This window comes from candidate division WOR-3 bacterium, assembly GCA_016867815.1.
Taxonomy (GTDB): domain Bacteria; phylum Hydrothermota; class Tepidihabitantia; order Tepidihabitantales; family Tepidihabitantaceae; genus UBA2258.
The window spans coordinates 32,314-47,963 of record VGIR01000012.1 but is presented as its reverse complement, the minus strand read 5'-3'; the positions used below and the strand labels follow the sequence as shown (position 1 = coordinate 47,963).

The window sequence follows — 15,650 nt, the reverse complement described above, 5'->3', positions numbered from 1 at the left end:
CATAGTCAAAGCCATCTGACCGGTTCCTTTCCAGATAGAACATGGTCAGATTGTGCCTCCGCTTCGAGTAGGTTTCTTACGTGAGGCAACGGGGTGGCTTCGAGTAGATTTCTGGTGAGGCAACGCGCTCTCTTGACAGGCGACCGCCGGAAGTTACACTGACGAGCGGAGAGATGGGGTTCGGGTGCCGCCCCGGGAACAGTGACAGCGACGCTCGATGGGCATCCCCCGAACGTGTCTACTCCCAGGAGGATAGAGATGCGGCTGCTGCGACATTTGGCAGCCGGAAGGAGACCTAGATGCCAGGACAAGTCCAATGCCCGAATTGCCAGAACTGGAGGACCGTGACTCACTACCACCACGATCCCATTCCAGCCCCACCCACTGCCATCCCCTCCCACGACTTCGAGATACTGAACGACCAACCCCCGCCACCCCCGGCAATCCCAAGGAATGCTGTGCCCCAACCTCAACCGTGCCCGATCAACGGCTGCTACGCCGACGCCCGGAACCCAACGGGTAGCCCGGCATTCTCCTACTGCGTCGACTGCGGGCACAGCTTCTAGTCGGGAACTGACCAGCAGATAAAACGTGAAGGTCAGGGGGATGCCAGATGCGTCCCCCTCGCTGTGGGCTGCGGGATGCTACATCAGCAGTCCACCGTCAACCCTCAGAACCTGGCCCGTTACATAGCTCGCCAGGTCTGAAGCAAGAAAAAGGCAGACGTTCGCCACGTCATCAGGTGTTCCGGCCCGCTTCAGTGGTATCCCGGCGACGTAAGCCTCTCGAGTAGCTGGATCCAGCTTCTCGGTCATGGCCGTCGCTATGTAGCCCGGCGCAACCGCGTTGACCGTGACGTTTCGTGACGCCAACTCCCTGGCTACCGACTTGGTCAGGCCGATGATCCCAGCCTTGGCCGCGGCGTAGTTGGCCTGGCCGGCGTTGCCCATCTGGCCCATGATTGAAGCGATGCTGATGATGCGACCCCAGCGGCTCTTTATCATCCCGCGAGAACAAGCCCTGGTGAAGTTGAACGCGCCTTTCAGGTTGACGGCAATGACGCGGTCGAACTCCGCCTCGGTCATGCGCAGCAGCAGGTTGTCGCGCGTGATGCCGGCATTGTTCACAAGGATGTCGATGCCGCCCAGGTCGGTTGCGACCTGCTCGCACAACTGCTGGACAGCGGCGAAGTCTGACACGTCGACTGCATACGCCCGCGCCTGCCTGCCTGCGCGTGATATCTCGGCCGCAACTTTGTCAGCCGCTTCTTTCACCACGTCGCACACCGCGACCGCGGCGCCGGCCGCGCTGAACCTAACGGCAATCTCCCTGCCAATGCCCGAGCCCGCGCCGGTTATCACCGCCCTCTTCCCCGCAAGATTCAAATCCATGTTGTTCTCCTAGTCCCGCAGCAGCAAGCCTTCCACCCCGCAATCCGCACATCTCACATCGGACTTCTGACCTCTCACTTCGCCCGCCGTCATCTAGCTCCCCTCGCCCGCCTGCACCATCGAGCAGTTGCCCTGGAAAAGGCAGGCCGGCTGGATCACCAGTCCCCTGCATCTGATGTTACCGAAGACCTGGGCCCCGGTCTGAAGCTCAACGTTATCAGCCGCATAGATATCGCCCTCAATCCGGCCTGCGACGACCGCATCCCGGCAGTGAAGCTCGCCCTTCAGAAGTGCCTTCGGCCCGGTGACGAGTGTCTCGTTGATATCCATTCGGCCCTCGACCTGCCCGTCCAGCCGCACACCGCCCGCGACGCGGAAGTCTCCTCTGACGCTCGTGTCGGGTCCGATGACCGTGTCCAGCCTGCCGTCACTCTGGTTCTTCGCCATGCCGCTTCTCCTTGGCCGAGGCCTGCCGCTGGCACGTCGGCATTCGGACTTCGTCGTTCGACATTGGGGTGTGCCAGTATATTTCACGCAAACGGCAAAGTCAAACGCCAGGTCCGTCCAGAACCCCGGCATTGAACCACCAAGACACCAATGGACGCTAGATTCGATCTAGGAAGCTAGAAGTCCGCTTGAAGCTCTAGTGGAGTGGAATGCCCCGTTCGGACCTCGGGATTCGTACTTGATCCGATACTCGTGTCTCGAGCCTGGGGCTTGTCTGCTTGGCACTCAGGCTCTGGCCGGTCGTGTCTTTGTGCGTTTGTGGTAAGTGGCTGAGTCGGTCTCAGAAACCTGGGGTCGGCGGGCCTGATTGTCATTTCCGTTGCCGATCAACCGGGCGAGAACCATGTCCTTGCGACGCGGTGGCGTGGGCCCGATAGCGATGAGCGCGGGCAGCCGCAACGCTGCTTCCTTGACTGCGGCCTCGTTCGAGCCCGCCACCTCGGCGATGACCTCGTCCTTTGCCGCCTTCTCCCCGACCTTCTTCCTGAACAGGAACCCGGCGCTGTGGTCTATCCTGGAGTCGAGGTGCTGCCGGCCTACACCCAGCCCTACTCCCAAGAGACCAACCCGCAGCGGGTCTATGCTCCTCACGAATCCGGCTGACGCGGCAACGGCACCGGCTCGACAGGCAGGCTGAGGAAGCAGGCCGTAGTCATCAACGACCTTCGGGTCGCCACCCTGGGCCCTAACCATCTGCCGGAACTTCTCAAGTCCGAGCCCCTGTGAGAGCGCCCTCATCAGGAGCCGTCGCGCCTGAGCCAGGGTGCCAGCAAGACCGGCCAAAACCAGCATCTCCTCGCCGAGCGCCAGCGTGACCTCCTCCAAGTCAGGCTGCCACCGTCCCTTCAGAGCCTCGATCGCCTCGATCACCTCGACCCCGTTGCCCACCGCCTCGCCCAGCGGCTCCGACATGTCGGTGACCAAAGCAACAACCTTCTTACCCAGTTGCGTCCCGATGCTGATCATCGCCCGGGCCAGTTGCCGCGCTTGAGAGGTCCGGCTCATGAACGCGCCACTACCAGTCTTCACGTCCAGCACCAGCCCGTCGATTCCCTCAGCCAGCTTCTTCGACATGATGCTCGCGGCAATCAGCGGCACGGAATCCACGGTCGCGGTCACGTCGCGCAGCGCATAGAGCTTGCGGTCAGCCGGGCACATCCGCTGCGTCTGCCCCATAATGCACAGCCCGATGTCTGAGACGTTCTTCTTGAACTGCGCATACGAGAGGTCGGTACGGAACCCGGGAATCGACTCGAGCTTGTCCAGCGTCCCGCCGGTGTGGCCGAGCGACCTGCCCGAGACCATCGGCACCCTGACTCCGCAGGCCGCAACCAGCGGCGCGAGGATAAGCGACACCTTGTCCCCGACGCCGCCGGTGGAGTGCTTGTCCACCTTCGGACCCGGGACGCCGGATAGGTCGAAGACGTCGCCCGAGTTCATCATTGCAAGAGTCAGTGCCGCGGTTTCCTCCGCGGTCATCCCGCTGAAGAAGACCGCCATCAGCATTGCCGCCATTTGATAGTCTGGCACAGTCCCGGACGCAAAGCAGGCAACGAGCTCCTCGATTTCCTCTTCGCCTAGACTGCCCCCGTCCCGCTTGCGCCGAATCAACTCGTACAGATGCATGAGATTCCAAGCGCATGATAGCGCCCGGGGTCCCGCTGTCAAACGCTGATCATGATGGACTACGATTCGTCATGGCCACGACGCCGCTTGCCGGGCAGTTGGAACTCGTAGCGAAACAGACCCAAATCTGTGCGCCAGTTCCGCAACGGGGTGTTGGTCCCGACAACCAGGAAGTGATGGTGGTTCCAAGCCTGCCGACGTCGGTATCGGATGCAAGGGACTCCCGGACATCGCCGGCCGCGGGCATTCCGCCGAGTCCTGCACGACCAGCAGAACTCCGGATTGCGCCAAGACGCAGACAGGAAAGCGCAAGCAGCTTGGGCAGGACGGCATGGAAGCCCCGGAGTCGCTGCCGGTCTAGCGACCGTAGTCGAACACCTTGCCTCGTGCCTCAAGGGTGGCTCAGTGAATTGGCACTCACCCCATCAGCTCGCTCATTCCGTCCCTGTGAAGAGAAAGAGCGGCGACATCACACCGCGAAACCAACACCGACCAAACCTGTCTACTTCGAGGTCTTTTCCTTGAGAGGAGCGTCTTTGCTGCCGCTGTCCGGCTTCTGGGACTTCTCTCCATGGGTCGGTGAATCCTGCTGTCCCTTCGATTCCCGAAGTTCCGCCGGCCCTTGCTTGATCCCCGGATTCTGCCCTTCCTCCAGGTCGTCCATCTTCTTCTGGACCCGGAAGTGGTATTCGAATGAACTGGCGACCTTGCGGTTGTTCTTGACCGCTGCCTTGAACCGTGACTGGCGTATCTGGCGTACGGCCACACTGTCGAGCCTGACTGACCCCGAGCTACGGCGCACTCCCGCGCTCAGCACCCGCCCGGAGCTATCAGTCTCCACGTTGAGCAGCACGGTACCGGTGTCGAGCGCGTCCGCGTCGGCCAGCGGAGGTTGGTCGAGCAGTACCGGTCCGGACACGATGCGACCCTTCGGCTTCGTGGAGGAGGAGCGGAGGTGCTGCGCGCTGCCAGACGGAGCTGAGGCAAGGTCATTGTCCGGCTGCTCGGCGGCGACCTTCAACTCCGCCTCTTCAGAGCTACGCACAGAAGCGATGGCGGGCTTGGAGGCACCATCTGCGCCGGATGTCCCGGCGGCCCTGGACGCGTAGCCGATACTGACCTTCTCCGCGTCCCGCCCAGTTGCGGCGGGAACCTGAGCAACCTCGTCGAACCGGCCCTCGACCCGGGCCGGTATCCCTTCAGTGACCCTACCGGTCTCCCTAACTTCTGCTGAACGCTTGGTCCCGGGCTCTGCTACAACCGGAGCCACGGCCTTCGTCTGCCTCTCGGCAAGCGTCCTGCCGACAGCACCTGGTCGCTCCAGGAGCGACCGCCATCCGGCGATGACCACGACCAGCACGACTACGAGCCCGGCCGCAGCCGTAGCCAGCTTGGGCCAGGCAAATGAAGGCCGGTACGAAGGCATCGGGGCGCGCTTCCGGTTGTGGATCCCGTGCCAGACCTTGGCCCGGTGCCAATCCCAGTAGTCTTCGGCAAGACGCGGGTGCTCCACGCTCTTCGTCAGCTTGTGGAGCGCCAGTATCTGGTCGAGCTCGCGCCGACACGCGGCGCAGGTCTCAAGGTGGACACGAACCTGCTCGGCACGCCCCGGGTCGAGCTCTCCATCGGCAAATGCGCCGAGCCACTCTCGAACGGAGCCGCACGTCTGTTTCATGTTGCCGGCATGTACTCCCGTAGCAGCTCACGGAGCTTTTCGCGAGCCCGGTTCAGACGCGACATCACCGTGCCAACCGGGATACCCAGCGCCTGGCTGATCTCTTCGTAGCTCATCTCCTCGTTCACCCGGAGGACGAAGACTGCCCGTTGGTCCGGTGGCAGCTTGACCAGAGCCTGCTCCAGATCCCGCCCTAGCCCGCAGTCCGCTGACTGCGGTTGGGGGTCGGCGATATCGGCCGATTCGTCGTCGCCGTCGGCAATCGGCAAAGGCACAAAGCGGAACTTCTTGCCCCTTTTGATATGGTTGAAGCAGAGATTCACCGCAATTCTGCGCACCCAGGTGTAGAACTGATAGTGCTCATCGAAGCGGGCGATTGCTCGATATGCCCGGATGAAGGTCTCCTGGGAAAGGTCATCCGCATCCGCGTGGTTGCGCGTAAGTCCGTAGGTCACCTTGTAGACGCTCGCAGCATATCGTTTCATTAGTTCGTCAAAAGCTTCGGTATCACCCGATTGAACGCGGTGTATGAGTTCAACGTCACTTGCCCGCGCCCCGGGCTCGCCTACTAGATCTACCGTTGTCGGGCGAGTAGTATTCCTGGGATTATCCGAACCGACGACCCTGGAACTTGCCACCCTTGACCAGACCTTCATAGTGTCGCATTACCAGGTGAGCTTCTATCTGCTGCAGAGTGTCGAGTGCGACGCCGACGATAATCATCAGCGTGGTGCCACCAAAGTAGAAGGGCACGCGCAGCGCATTCATCAGGAACGAGGGCAGTAGCGCGATTATCACCAGCGAGACTGCACCGGGCAACATGATGAGGGTAAGGCTGCGGTCGATGTACTCGGCAGTCTTCTCCCCGGCCTGTTTTCCTGGAACTGCGCCACCGTACTTCCGCAGGTTGTCGGCGATGTCGCGCGCATTGAACACAACCGACGTATAGAAGTAGGTGAAGAAAATGATCAGAGCGGCGTAGAGCAGATCGTAGAGCCATCCGCCGGCGCTGAGGATCCGCTGCATCGACTGAAGCCACGGAGCCTTGATGAACTGCGCGAACGTCGAGGGGAATACCACCAGCGACTGGGCGAAGATGATGGGGATCACGCCCGCAGTCCACACCCGTATCGGCAGATGGGTCCGGTGTTCTCGGTACATCTGCCGGCCCACGACTCGGCCTTGATAGACGACCGGTATCTTGAGCACTGCCATCGTCAGAAGAACGACTCCGGCGTAGACCGCAAAGACCACTGCGGCCAGCAGTACCAGCGCCAGCCACGAGATCTCACCCGCTTGGACCATCGCGATCGTCCGGCCGATGTCCTGGGGAGTGCTGTCCAGGCAGCCAATGAAGATCAGGAACGAGATACCGTTGCCGATTCCGCGATCAGTAATCTGTTCACCCAGCCACATCGCAAGCATAGTACCAGAAGTGAGGGTGATGATCGTCAGCAGCCGGAAGAAGAACCCGGACTGCATGACAATCGGGCCGAACTGCGTCGCCGGCTGGCTCTCAAGGTAGATGGCTATGGTCGACGACTGGATTATGGCCAGAGCCACGGTCGCGTAGCGCGTGTACTGGTTGACCTTCTTACGGCCCTCCTCCTCGCGCTGCAGGCGCTCAAGATAGGGGAAGACCGAACCAAGAAGCTGAAAGACGATCGATGCCGAGATGTAGGGCATGATCCCGAGCGCGAAGATCGAAGCCCGGGAGAGCGCGCCACCGACAAAGATGTCGTAGAGACCGAACACCGTTCCCCGCATCTGACCGAGCATGTAGCCAAGGGCTTGAGCGTTGATACCAGGGGTCGGAATATGTGAACCCAGGCGATACACCACTACCATGCCCAGGGTGAAAAGTATCTTCCGGCGCAGGTCCGGAATCTTGAAGATGCTGCCGAACGAACCGGTCAACTTGCGACCTCGGCCTTACCTCCGGCCTTCTCGATCTTCTCGCGCGCCGACTTCGAGAAAGCATGTGCCGTAACTGACAGAGCGCGGCCGAGCTCGCCGTTGCCCAGCACTTTCACGGACTCGCGCCTGCCCACCAACCCTTTCTCACGCAACAGATCAATCGTCACAACCTCGACCTCAAGCTTCGTCAGATCGCTCAGGTTGACCGGGGCGAACTCCTTGCGGGTTGGATTGACGAACCCCCGCTTCGGTATGCGGCGGTAGAAGGGCATCTGACCGCCCTCGAACCGCGCATCGTGCCTGGGCGCCGAGTGCTGGCCGGCGCCCGTGTGCCCCCGCCCTGATGTCTTGCCATGGCCGGAGCCGACACCGCGGCCGATCCGCTTCTTGCGATGGGTAGAGCCCGGCTCCGGCTTGAGTCCGCCGATTTTCACAACTCCTCCACTTTGAGGAGATGCTTCACCTGAAACACCATTCCTCTGATTACGGCTGTGTCAGCGTGGACACGCGTTGCCCCGATCCGGCGCAGCCCGAGGGCACGCGCCGTCCGCTTCAACGACTGCTTCTGGTCAATCAGGCTCTTAGCCAGTGTGACTTTCAGCTGTTTCATTCTCTGTTTGTTTCTTGGCGAGATGGCTTGCCGGTTTGTTCCGGGCCGCCGCCACCTGTTCAATAGTTCGTAGCTGCTGCAGAGCGACGATCGTCGCCCGGGCCGTATTGTAGGCGTTGCGCGACCCGAGGGACTTGGAAAGACCGTCGTTCAACCCGGCCGCTTCAAGCACCGCTCGCACTTGCGGGCAGGCGATTAGACCCGTGCCACGCGCTGCCGGCTTCACCAGTACGCGACTGGCCCCATACTTGCCTTTGGTGTCGTGAGGTATCGTGTGACCGGCTATCGACACCCGCACCATGTCCTTGCGCGCCCGCGTCGTCGCCTTGCGCACGGCGACCGCGACTTCCGCAGCCTTGCCGTGACCCAGCCCGACCATGCCTTTTCCGTCGCCGACGACGACGGATGCCGACAGCCTCATCCGCTTGCCGCCCTTCATGACCTTCGACACGCGCTTGATGCTGATGACGCGTTCAATCAGTTCCGGCTCGAGCGTCGCGCCCCGTGCTTGTTGGTGCATCAAAACTCCAGACCTCCTTCGCGCGCGCCGTCAGCCACCGCCTTGACGCGGCCGTGATAACGATAGCCTGCCCGGTCAAAAACGACCTGTTTGATGCCGAGTTCCCTGGACTTGCCGGCGATGAGCTTGCCGACTTCTTTGGCCGCTTCGGTCCGCTTGAGCTTCTTCTCCCGGACCGCGGCTATCTGCGAGGAAATCCCGGTCAAGACTCTATTCCGGCTGTCATCGATGAGCATCGCGTAAATGTAGCGACTGCTGCGTTTGATACACAGCCGGGGGCGTTCTGGTGTCCCGGCAATCCTCCGCCGAATGCTGAGGTGCCTGCGCTGACGCGTTTGGCGAATCATTCCGTGAATACTAATGAGAAACGGTCGGAAGTCAAGCCAATCATCCTCTCAAACTACGCCAACGCGTCAGCAAGGATTCGAAAGATCATCTCGTCGTAGGAAATGCCGGCGTTCTCGGCTTCGGCCGGGAAGTCGGAGATGTCCGTGAGACCGGGCAGCGTGTTCAGCTCCAGGAAAAACGGCAGCTTGCCCTGCTTGATCACCAGATCGATGCGCGAGAAACCGGAACAACCCATGAGCTTGTGTGCCTTGAGCGCCAGTTCCTTGATCCTGTCGGCGACCTTGGAGTCAAGCCTTGCTGGTAGCACGAACTCGGTTTCCCCGCGCGTGTACTTCGCCTCGTAGTCGTAGAACGCCTGCCGTTTCGGCACCAACTCCAGAATCGGCAGCGGTTCTTCTACCAGAACGCCGACGGTCGCAATCATACCGGGTATGAACTGCTCCAGCAGGATGTCGCCGAATCCTCGGCGCACCCGCTCGCTCCGCTCAACCGCTCCGCGCCGTCCTTCAAGCAGCTCGATCCCGACGCTTGAGCCCTCGGCGCGCGGTTTCGCAATCATGGGATAACCGAACTGCTTCTCCGCCTCGGCTACGATCGCGGCTACGTCCGCGCCCGACTCGATGACGAAGTACGGCGGCGTCGGTATGCCGACTCGCTCGAAGAGCATCTTGGTGATCACCTTGTCAATGCAGATGGCCGACGCAGTCACACCTGAGCCAGTGTAGGGTATCCCGAGCAAGTCAAGATAGCCCTGGACCGTCCCGTCTTCGCCGGGACGGCCGTGCAGGATGACGAACGCAAGGTCGATTTTGGCACGCTTTATCTGGTCTGTGAAGTTGCGGCTGATGTCGATACCAACCGCCTGGAACCCCTGACCTTTCAGCGAGTTAAGAACCCGCTGTCCGGACAGCAGCGATATCTCACGTTCGCTCGACCAGCCCCCCATCAGCACACCGATCTTCCGCTTGCGCAAACGCCGGACGATGTCACTTCTGCTCATTCTCAGCTCCTCGCTTTCGGCTTGTCAAACCACGCGCCTCTTTGCCTATCACCTGCAGGTAGCTCGCCTTCACCACTGGCCGGTTCTGACATACTCGTCGATGGAGTTCGCCGCGAGCCGGCCCGCACCCATGGCCAGAATGACGGTCGCCGCTCCCGTTACGATGTCGCCGCCCGCGAATACCCCCTGCTTTGACGTCCGGCCCGTCTTCGGGTCGGCCACGACGTTGCCGTGCTTCGCCGTCTCCAACCCGGGCGTGGTCTGGGCTATCAACGGGTTCGGGCTGTTGCCTATCGCCACGACCACCGTGTCGACCGGAATCTGGAACTCGCTGCCCTTGACCGGTACCGGCCGTCTACGGCCGCTCGCGTCCGGTTCACCCAGTTCCATCCGCAGGCACTCCACCGCTTTGACCCAGCCCTTCTCATCGGCAATATACCGCACCGGGTTCGTCAGCAGGTTGAATTCGATCCCTTCCTGCTCCGCATGGTGTACCTCGGCTGTCCGCGCCGGCATCTCCTCCCGGGACCGTCGATAGATTAGGATGGACTTCTCGGCTCCGAGCCGAAGTGCGGTCCGGGCTGAGTCCATCGCCACATTGCCTCCGCCGATCGTCGCCACCCGCTTGCCGCGCACAATCGGCGTATCGTACCGAGGAAACAGGTACGCCTTCATCAGGTTCGAGCGGGTCAGGTACTCGTTCGCCGAATAGACACCGAGGCAGTTCTCACCGGGTATGCCCATGAACGACGGCTTGCCTGCGCCGGTACCGACAAAGACCGCGTCGAACTCCTGCAGGAGGTCGTCGAGCGTCTTCAGCTTCCCCACGACGTAGTTGAGCTGGAGGTCCACTCCCATCGAACGAACGAAGTTGACTTCGCGCTCGACGATCGCCTTGGGCAGCCGGAACTCGGGGATGCCATACACGAGGACGCCACCCGGCTTGTGCAGGGCCTCGAACATGGCAACCGAGTGGCCCATCTTGGCGCAATCGCTGGCCACGGTCAGACCGGCCGGCCCGGCGCCGACCACCGCCACCTTCTTACCCGTCCTGGGCTTCATCTCGCACATCACGCACTCGTTCTGCTGTGCCTCCCAATCGGCGATGTAACGCTCGAGATTGCCGATGGCTACCGGCTCCATCTTCTTGGCCAGCACACACGAACCCTCGCACTGCGACTCCTGGGGACAGACGCGGCCGCAGATTGCCGGCAGCGTGTTCGTCGTCTTCATCACCTTCATCGCTTCCCAGAAGTTGCCCAGGGCGATCTGGCCGACGAAACCAGGTATGTCGATGTTGACCGGACAGCCCTGCACGCAACTCGGCTTCTTGCACTTCAGGCACCGCTTCGCCTCTTCGACCGCCTCCTCCGGCGTGTAGCCGTAGGGCACTTCCTCGAAGTTGCGAGCCCTGACCTGGGGGTCCTGCTCGCGCATCGGTGTTTTGGTCGGACTCGACTTAGGCACAGCAGCCTCCTTTGCCCCCGCAGCAGCCGCCTTTGGGCTTGGCCGCCTCGTACTGCTCGAGCGACAGCTTCTCTTCCGGCAGATACGTACGCAGCCGGGCCATCAAGCCGTCGAAGTCAACCTTGTGCCCATCGAACTCCGGCCCGTCCACGCAGGCCAGCTTCGACTCGCCGCCCACATCCACTCGGCAGACACCGCACATCCCGGTCGCGTCGAGCATGATCGGGTTGAGTGAAACAACGGTCGGAATCTTGTACGGTTCGCTTGTCTTCGACACCATCTTCATCATTATCACCGGCCCGACCGCGAAGACGTGGTCGATCTTCTCGCCCCGGTCAATTACTTTCTTCAGCATGTCGGTGACGAAACCCTTGTTTCCGTTCGAGCCATCGTCGGTAGCGACAATCAACTCATCCGAAACGGATTTCATCTCATCGGCCATCAGTATCAGGTCCTGGCTTCGGAACCCGATGATGGAGATGACCTTGTTGTCGGACTGCTTAAGGGCCCGGGCCACCGGGAAGATCTCGGGCGTCCCGACCCCGCCACCGATACAGACCACGGTTCCGAACTTCTCGATATGCGAGTGCCGGCCCAACGGGCCGATCAGGTCGAGTATCGAGTCGCCCTCGTTGAGCGAACCCAGGAGCTTTGTCGACTTGCCGGCCTCCTGGAACACGATGACGAGAATGCCCTTGTCGGGCATGGTATCCGCCACGGTCAGCGGAATCCGTTCGCCCTCTTCGTTAACCCGAAGGACAACGAACTGCCCGGGCAGAGCCTTACGTGCTATCTCCGCAGCATCCAACTCAAAACGCTTTATTCCCGGAGAGAGCACCTGCTTCTTCAGAATCCTGGTCGTAACGCCTCCTTAGAAAGGGTTGATGGCGAGAGAACAGCGGCTACAGGCATCTGGTTCGTCATGTCCGGACTTCCAACATCTAGCACCTGAGATCCGATTTCGTCCGGGAAGCGGCCTTGCCTCGAACCGCAGCGGCTGCAAGTATACCAATATCCTCAGCAAAGTCAAGGGAACTAAAGGCGAGGCGTCTCAACGCCCGAGCCGGGCCAGACTCCCGCCCGAGATGATGCCGGGCGCCGGCGGGGAGTGCCGGACTAATCCCTAAAGGATTGTATGATAGCCACTTACCAGACGCAGGCCGGAGAGGTCAGACGGCCGTCAGCATACCTGCAGTATGAACCCGCGTAGGTACTCGGACTCGGGCATGGAGAGCAGCACCGGATGGTCCGGCCCCTGGGCCGTGCGATCGAGAATGTTGAACTCGCGACCCGCATCCTGGGCGGCCGCTACAAGCATGTCGAGCAGGTCCTGCCAGAACAGGTAGTGCGAGCATGATGACGAGACGAGTATGCCGCCTGCAGGCAGCAGCTTCATCGCCAGCGCATTGATCTGCCTATACCCGCGCATCCCGGCATTCTTGTCCTTCAGCGCCTTGATGAACGCTGGCGGGTCAAGGTTGACGAGGTCGAACTTCCTGCCCTGCCCGTCTAGCCTCTCCAGGGCCGTGAAAGCGTTGTCGGTGGCGAACTCGCACCTATCCGCGACTCCGTTCAGGACCGAGTTGGAGGTAGCGATGGTCGCGGCCGAGGCCGAAGCGTCAACAGCGAGCACGCTTTCTGCCCCGCCCAGAGCCGCGTTGATAGCGAAGGAACCGGTGTACGAGAAGACGTCGAGCACCCTACTCCCAGCGGAAAGCTGCCTTACCTTGCGCCGGGTAAGACGATGGTCGAAGTAGTACCCGGTCTTCTGGCCTCCGGCAACGTCCACGTAAAACCTGGCCCCGCTCTCGGAGATCACGATTCGCGGCTCGGGCGTGCCAAAGAGCACGCCGGCACGCCTCGGCAGACCCTCCGGGTCGCGCAGCCGGAAGTCGTTCTTCTCGATTATGGAAGCGACAGCGAAGACCTCGCGTAGCGCGGCGACGACCAGATCATGTCGCATGTCCAGACCAAGCGCATAGGTCTGCACCACGAAGTGGTTGCCGTATTTGTCTATCACCAGGCCGGGGACGCGGTCGCTCTCGCTGAACACCAGCCGGAAGTCGTCCTCCCCCGGCAGCATCGTCTTCCGGTATTGGAGCGCCGCCTCAATACGGTGCCGGAGGAAAGCCGCATCCAGCTCCTCGTTCTGCTCCGAATAGAGCCGCACGCGGATGAGTGAATGAGGATTGTAGATACCGGATCCAAGCAGCCGCTTGCGGTCAAAGACCTGGACCGTGTCCCCCGGCATAGGATTGCCTTCGGTTCTTGTGACTTCGTTGGAGAAGACCCAGGCATGCTGGCCCCGGCTCTTCTTCCGGACGACGTGAACGAGCTTATCAGGCACAGGGAGTTAGCAGTTAGGAGCCTGTCGCCGGTTGCGCGTCGAGTATCGTGAGACGGCCGAAGTCGTCGAGCGTGTAGAGCAGTCGATAGCTCAACCGCGTATCAATCTGGACTCCATTGCCGGACGTCTGCAGGACGAGGTCAGGCCTGCCGGATACCGTCCAACCGTCGTCGGCCGACAGTAGATCGGTCGGTCCGGTCGCGAAGACGGGCTGGGGATTGCCTTCACCGAACGGCGCGAGCCTCACCAGTTCATGGTCGAACTCGGCCACCGGCAGGAAGGCATCGGCTCTAGTCACATTCTCAGGCTGTGTCCTGCCCGCGAAATGCTCGTGCGCGTAGGCCTCGGCGGTACGGACAAACTCCTCGACCAGTTCGTCCTTCATCGAGAACCCGGCCGCCTTCTTGTGCCCGCCGTAGTCGATGAAGAAACGACTGCAGGCCGAAAGCAGGTCCATCAGGTTGACCCCCTCGACCCCGCGGCCTTCGCCGACCCACGCGTCTCCGCGCCAGCCCATCACGATCGCGGGCAACTGGTACTTGTCCTTCAGACGCATGGCGCAGGAACCGAGGGCGCGCAGGTTCAGCTCCCGGTCCCGGGCGAAGACGACTCCGTCACCGACCGACTGATGCTCGACGGCAAGTTCGTAGGTCAGCTCAACCTGCTGCTGCCACTCCTCGCGCCGACGGACTAGCTCATCGACCCAGGTGCGCGCCTCATCTACGGTCGCGGTCAGGAACTTCTGCACGCCTTCGTTGCCGTCGGCCGCGGCAAACAGCGGCAGCAACTCAGTGACGAAACGGTGCACGGTCAGCTTCTCGTCGGCATTGAGGTATTCGAACACCGCGCGCACCGCTGCGACCGGTATGGACCTGAACTTGCCCAGGCTGGCGGCAACTATGGTCCGGTTCTCTCCGGCAAGCGGGACCCGGTCGGCCAGAGTGCCGAGCACGGCCATGGCGAACTGCTGGGGCTGAACCGAGATGAACTCCGCGACCGACAGGCCCAGGGCCTCGCGCGCGACCCCCATCGCCACCTTGAGCGCCACGCCGGCGCTCGCCAGCCCGCGATACGGGTACTTCGAATCCGGACGCTTGGGATCGACGTTGGCGACCGATTCCGGCATGGACTCCGTCACTTCGTGGTGGTCGGTTACCACGACATCGATGCCTTTCGACCGCAGGAACGCGACCTGCTCGCGGTTAGTTATCCCGCAGTCAACGGTAACAACGAGGCCCTCGCCCTTGCCGACAAGCTCGGCCGCCAGTTCACCGTTCAGCCCGTGCCTTTCCTTGCCTTTCTGAGGTATGTAGTACCTGACCTTTGCCTGCAGGTCTGTGAGCAGCCGGTAGAGGATCACCACCGAGGTGATGCCGTCGAGGTCGTCGTGCCCCCAGATGAGAATCGTCTCACGCCCGGCGATGGCCTTGCGGATCCGCGCCACCGCCGGCTCGAAGTCGGGCAGCAGCTCGGGCGGGTAGAGATGGCTCAACTCCGGTGCGAGCCAGCGATGGGCGGCCTCGGCATCGCGCACCCCGCGCAGCCAGAGCAGCCGCGCGGTCAGGTTGGAGATGCCCGATTCGGCAGCCAGCCGTGCGACTGCGGGCTCAGCGACTTCACGCAAGGGCCACATGTCAGGAGGAATGACGAAGCTCCAAGTCAAGATGACGAATGGAGGATTCGGAAACGGGAATCCGGACTTCGAAGTCTGCCATGGGATGCCATTCTACCGCTTGCCCCATACCAGTCAAACCGCACCCCCGTTTGCTTGACCTCCATGGTGAGACGGGGTATCATCGCTCGTGACGAGAGCTGACCAGATCGCACTATCGAGGAGGTAGCAGATGTGGACCATCAAAGTGAGCCGCAGGTTCAGCGCCGCGCACCAGATACACGGCATGGGCGGCAAGTGCGAGGGCGTCCACGGCCACAACTACCGTGTTGAGGTAGAGATCAGCGCGAAGAAGCTGAAGAGGCCGGGAATGATTGCCGACTTCATCGACGTCGGCAAAAAGCTGGAGAGCATCCTGCCCGACCACAAGATGCTGAACCAGGTATACGAGTCGAACCCGACGTCAGAGAATCTGGCCCGCCGGTTCTACGACGAGATGCAGCAGTTCTACCCGGTCACGCGCGTGACGGTGTGGGAAACCGACGATTCCTGCGCCACTTATTCGGTCGACTAGTTCCCACCCCTCACCCTGACCCTCTCCCCGCAAGCGGGGCCAGAGAAAAGAGGCAA

Annotated in this window: 16 protein-coding genes; 1 reads left to right on the top strand and 15 read right to left on the bottom strand. The window is 61.6% G+C overall.

Annotated elements, in window-relative coordinates; translation table 11 throughout:
• Positions 1–644: 644 nt before the first annotated feature.
• The 15 genes from fabG to FJY68_03310 form a co-directional block, all read right to left on the bottom strand.
• A complete protein-coding gene (gene fabG / locus FJY68_03380) occupies positions 645–1,391 on the bottom strand; it encodes a 3-oxoacyl-[acyl-carrier-protein] reductase (protein ID MBM3330878.1) in 747 nt (248 codons plus the stop codon).
• Between the two features lie 93 nt (positions 1,392–1,484).
• Positions 1,485–1,970, bottom strand: a complete 486-nt coding sequence (locus FJY68_03375) for a polymer-forming cytoskeletal protein (GenBank protein MBM3330877.1) — start codon at positions 1,968–1,970, stop codon at positions 1,485–1,487.
• 153 nt (positions 1,971–2,123) lie between these two features.
• The gene (locus FJY68_03370) at positions 2,124–3,524 is read right to left on the bottom strand and encodes a thymidine phosphorylase (protein ID MBM3330876.1); all 1,401 of its coding nucleotides are present in this window, start codon (positions 3,522–3,524) and stop codon (positions 2,124–2,126) included.
• 502 nt (positions 3,525–4,026) lie between these two features.
• A complete protein-coding gene (locus FJY68_03365; protein ID MBM3330875.1) occupies positions 4,027–5,199 on the bottom strand; it encodes a TonB family protein in 1,173 nt (390 codons plus the stop codon).
• Positions 5,196–5,855, bottom strand: a complete 660-nt coding sequence (locus tag FJY68_03360) for a sigma-70 family RNA polymerase sigma factor (protein ID MBM3330874.1) — start codon at positions 5,853–5,855, stop codon at positions 5,196–5,198. The genes FJY68_03365 and FJY68_03360 overlap by 4 nt, the downstream gene beginning before the upstream one ends.
• Positions 5,806–7,116, bottom strand: a complete 1,311-nt coding sequence (gene secY / locus FJY68_03355; protein MBM3330873.1) for a preprotein translocase subunit SecY — start codon at positions 7,114–7,116, stop codon at positions 5,806–5,808. The genes FJY68_03360 and secY overlap by 50 nt, the downstream gene beginning before the upstream one ends.
• The gene (locus tag FJY68_03350; GenBank protein ID MBM3330872.1) at positions 7,113–7,550 is read right to left on the bottom strand and encodes a 50S ribosomal protein L15; all 438 of its coding nucleotides are present in this window, start codon (positions 7,548–7,550) and stop codon (positions 7,113–7,115) included. The genes secY and FJY68_03350 overlap by 4 nt, the downstream gene beginning before the upstream one ends.
• Complete coding sequence (rpmD, locus tag FJY68_03345) at positions 7,547–7,726, bottom strand: 50S ribosomal protein L30 (protein MBM3330871.1); 180 nt, start codon at positions 7,724–7,726, stop codon at positions 7,547–7,549. The genes FJY68_03350 and rpmD overlap by 4 nt, the downstream gene beginning before the upstream one ends.
• Complete coding sequence (locus FJY68_03340; GenBank protein ID MBM3330870.1) at positions 7,698–8,246, bottom strand: 30S ribosomal protein S5; 549 nt, start codon at positions 8,244–8,246, stop codon at positions 7,698–7,700. Before FJY68_03340 ends, rpmD begins: the two co-directional genes overlap by 29 nt.
• Entirely contained in the window at positions 8,246–8,593 is a 348-nt protein-coding gene (locus FJY68_03335; GenBank protein ID MBM3330869.1) for a 50S ribosomal protein L18, read from the bottom strand. Before FJY68_03335 ends, FJY68_03340 begins: the two co-directional genes overlap by 1 nt.
• A gap of 53 nt (positions 8,594–8,646) precedes the next feature.
• Positions 8,647–9,594 carry a D-alanine--D-alanine ligase gene (locus tag FJY68_03330; protein ID MBM3330868.1) on the bottom strand — a complete coding sequence of 316 codons (948 nt, stop codon included), beginning with the start codon at positions 9,592–9,594 and terminating at the stop codon, positions 8,647–8,649.
• A gap of 69 nt (positions 9,595–9,663) precedes the next feature.
• Complete coding sequence (gene gltA / locus FJY68_03325; protein MBM3330867.1) at positions 9,664–11,031, bottom strand: NADPH-dependent glutamate synthase; 1,368 nt, start codon at positions 11,029–11,031, stop codon at positions 9,664–9,666.
• A 22-nt stretch (positions 11,032–11,053) separates the two neighbouring features.
• Positions 11,054–11,914 carry a sulfide/dihydroorotate dehydrogenase-like FAD/NAD-binding protein gene (locus tag FJY68_03320; GenBank protein ID MBM3330866.1) on the bottom strand — a complete coding sequence of 287 codons (861 nt, stop codon included), beginning with the start codon at positions 11,912–11,914 and terminating at the stop codon, positions 11,054–11,056.
• Positions 11,915–12,241: 327 nt separating this feature from the next.
• Positions 12,242–13,408: a class I SAM-dependent rRNA methyltransferase gene (locus FJY68_03315; protein MBM3330865.1), complete on the bottom strand. Its 1,167-nt coding sequence runs from the start codon at positions 13,406–13,408 to the stop codon at positions 12,242–12,244.
• A gap of 13 nt (positions 13,409–13,421) precedes the next feature.
• Positions 13,422–15,041: a hypothetical protein gene (locus FJY68_03310; protein MBM3330864.1), complete on the bottom strand. Its 1,620-nt coding sequence runs from the start codon at positions 15,039–15,041 to the stop codon at positions 13,422–13,424.
• 211 nt (positions 15,042–15,252) lie between these two features.
• Between FJY68_03310 and FJY68_03305 the strand changes: the two genes are divergently transcribed.
• Positions 15,253–15,594, top strand: a complete 342-nt coding sequence (locus FJY68_03305) for a 6-carboxytetrahydropterin synthase (GenBank protein ID MBM3330863.1) — start codon at positions 15,253–15,255, stop codon at positions 15,592–15,594.
• Positions 15,595–15,650 lie beyond the last annotated feature (56 nt).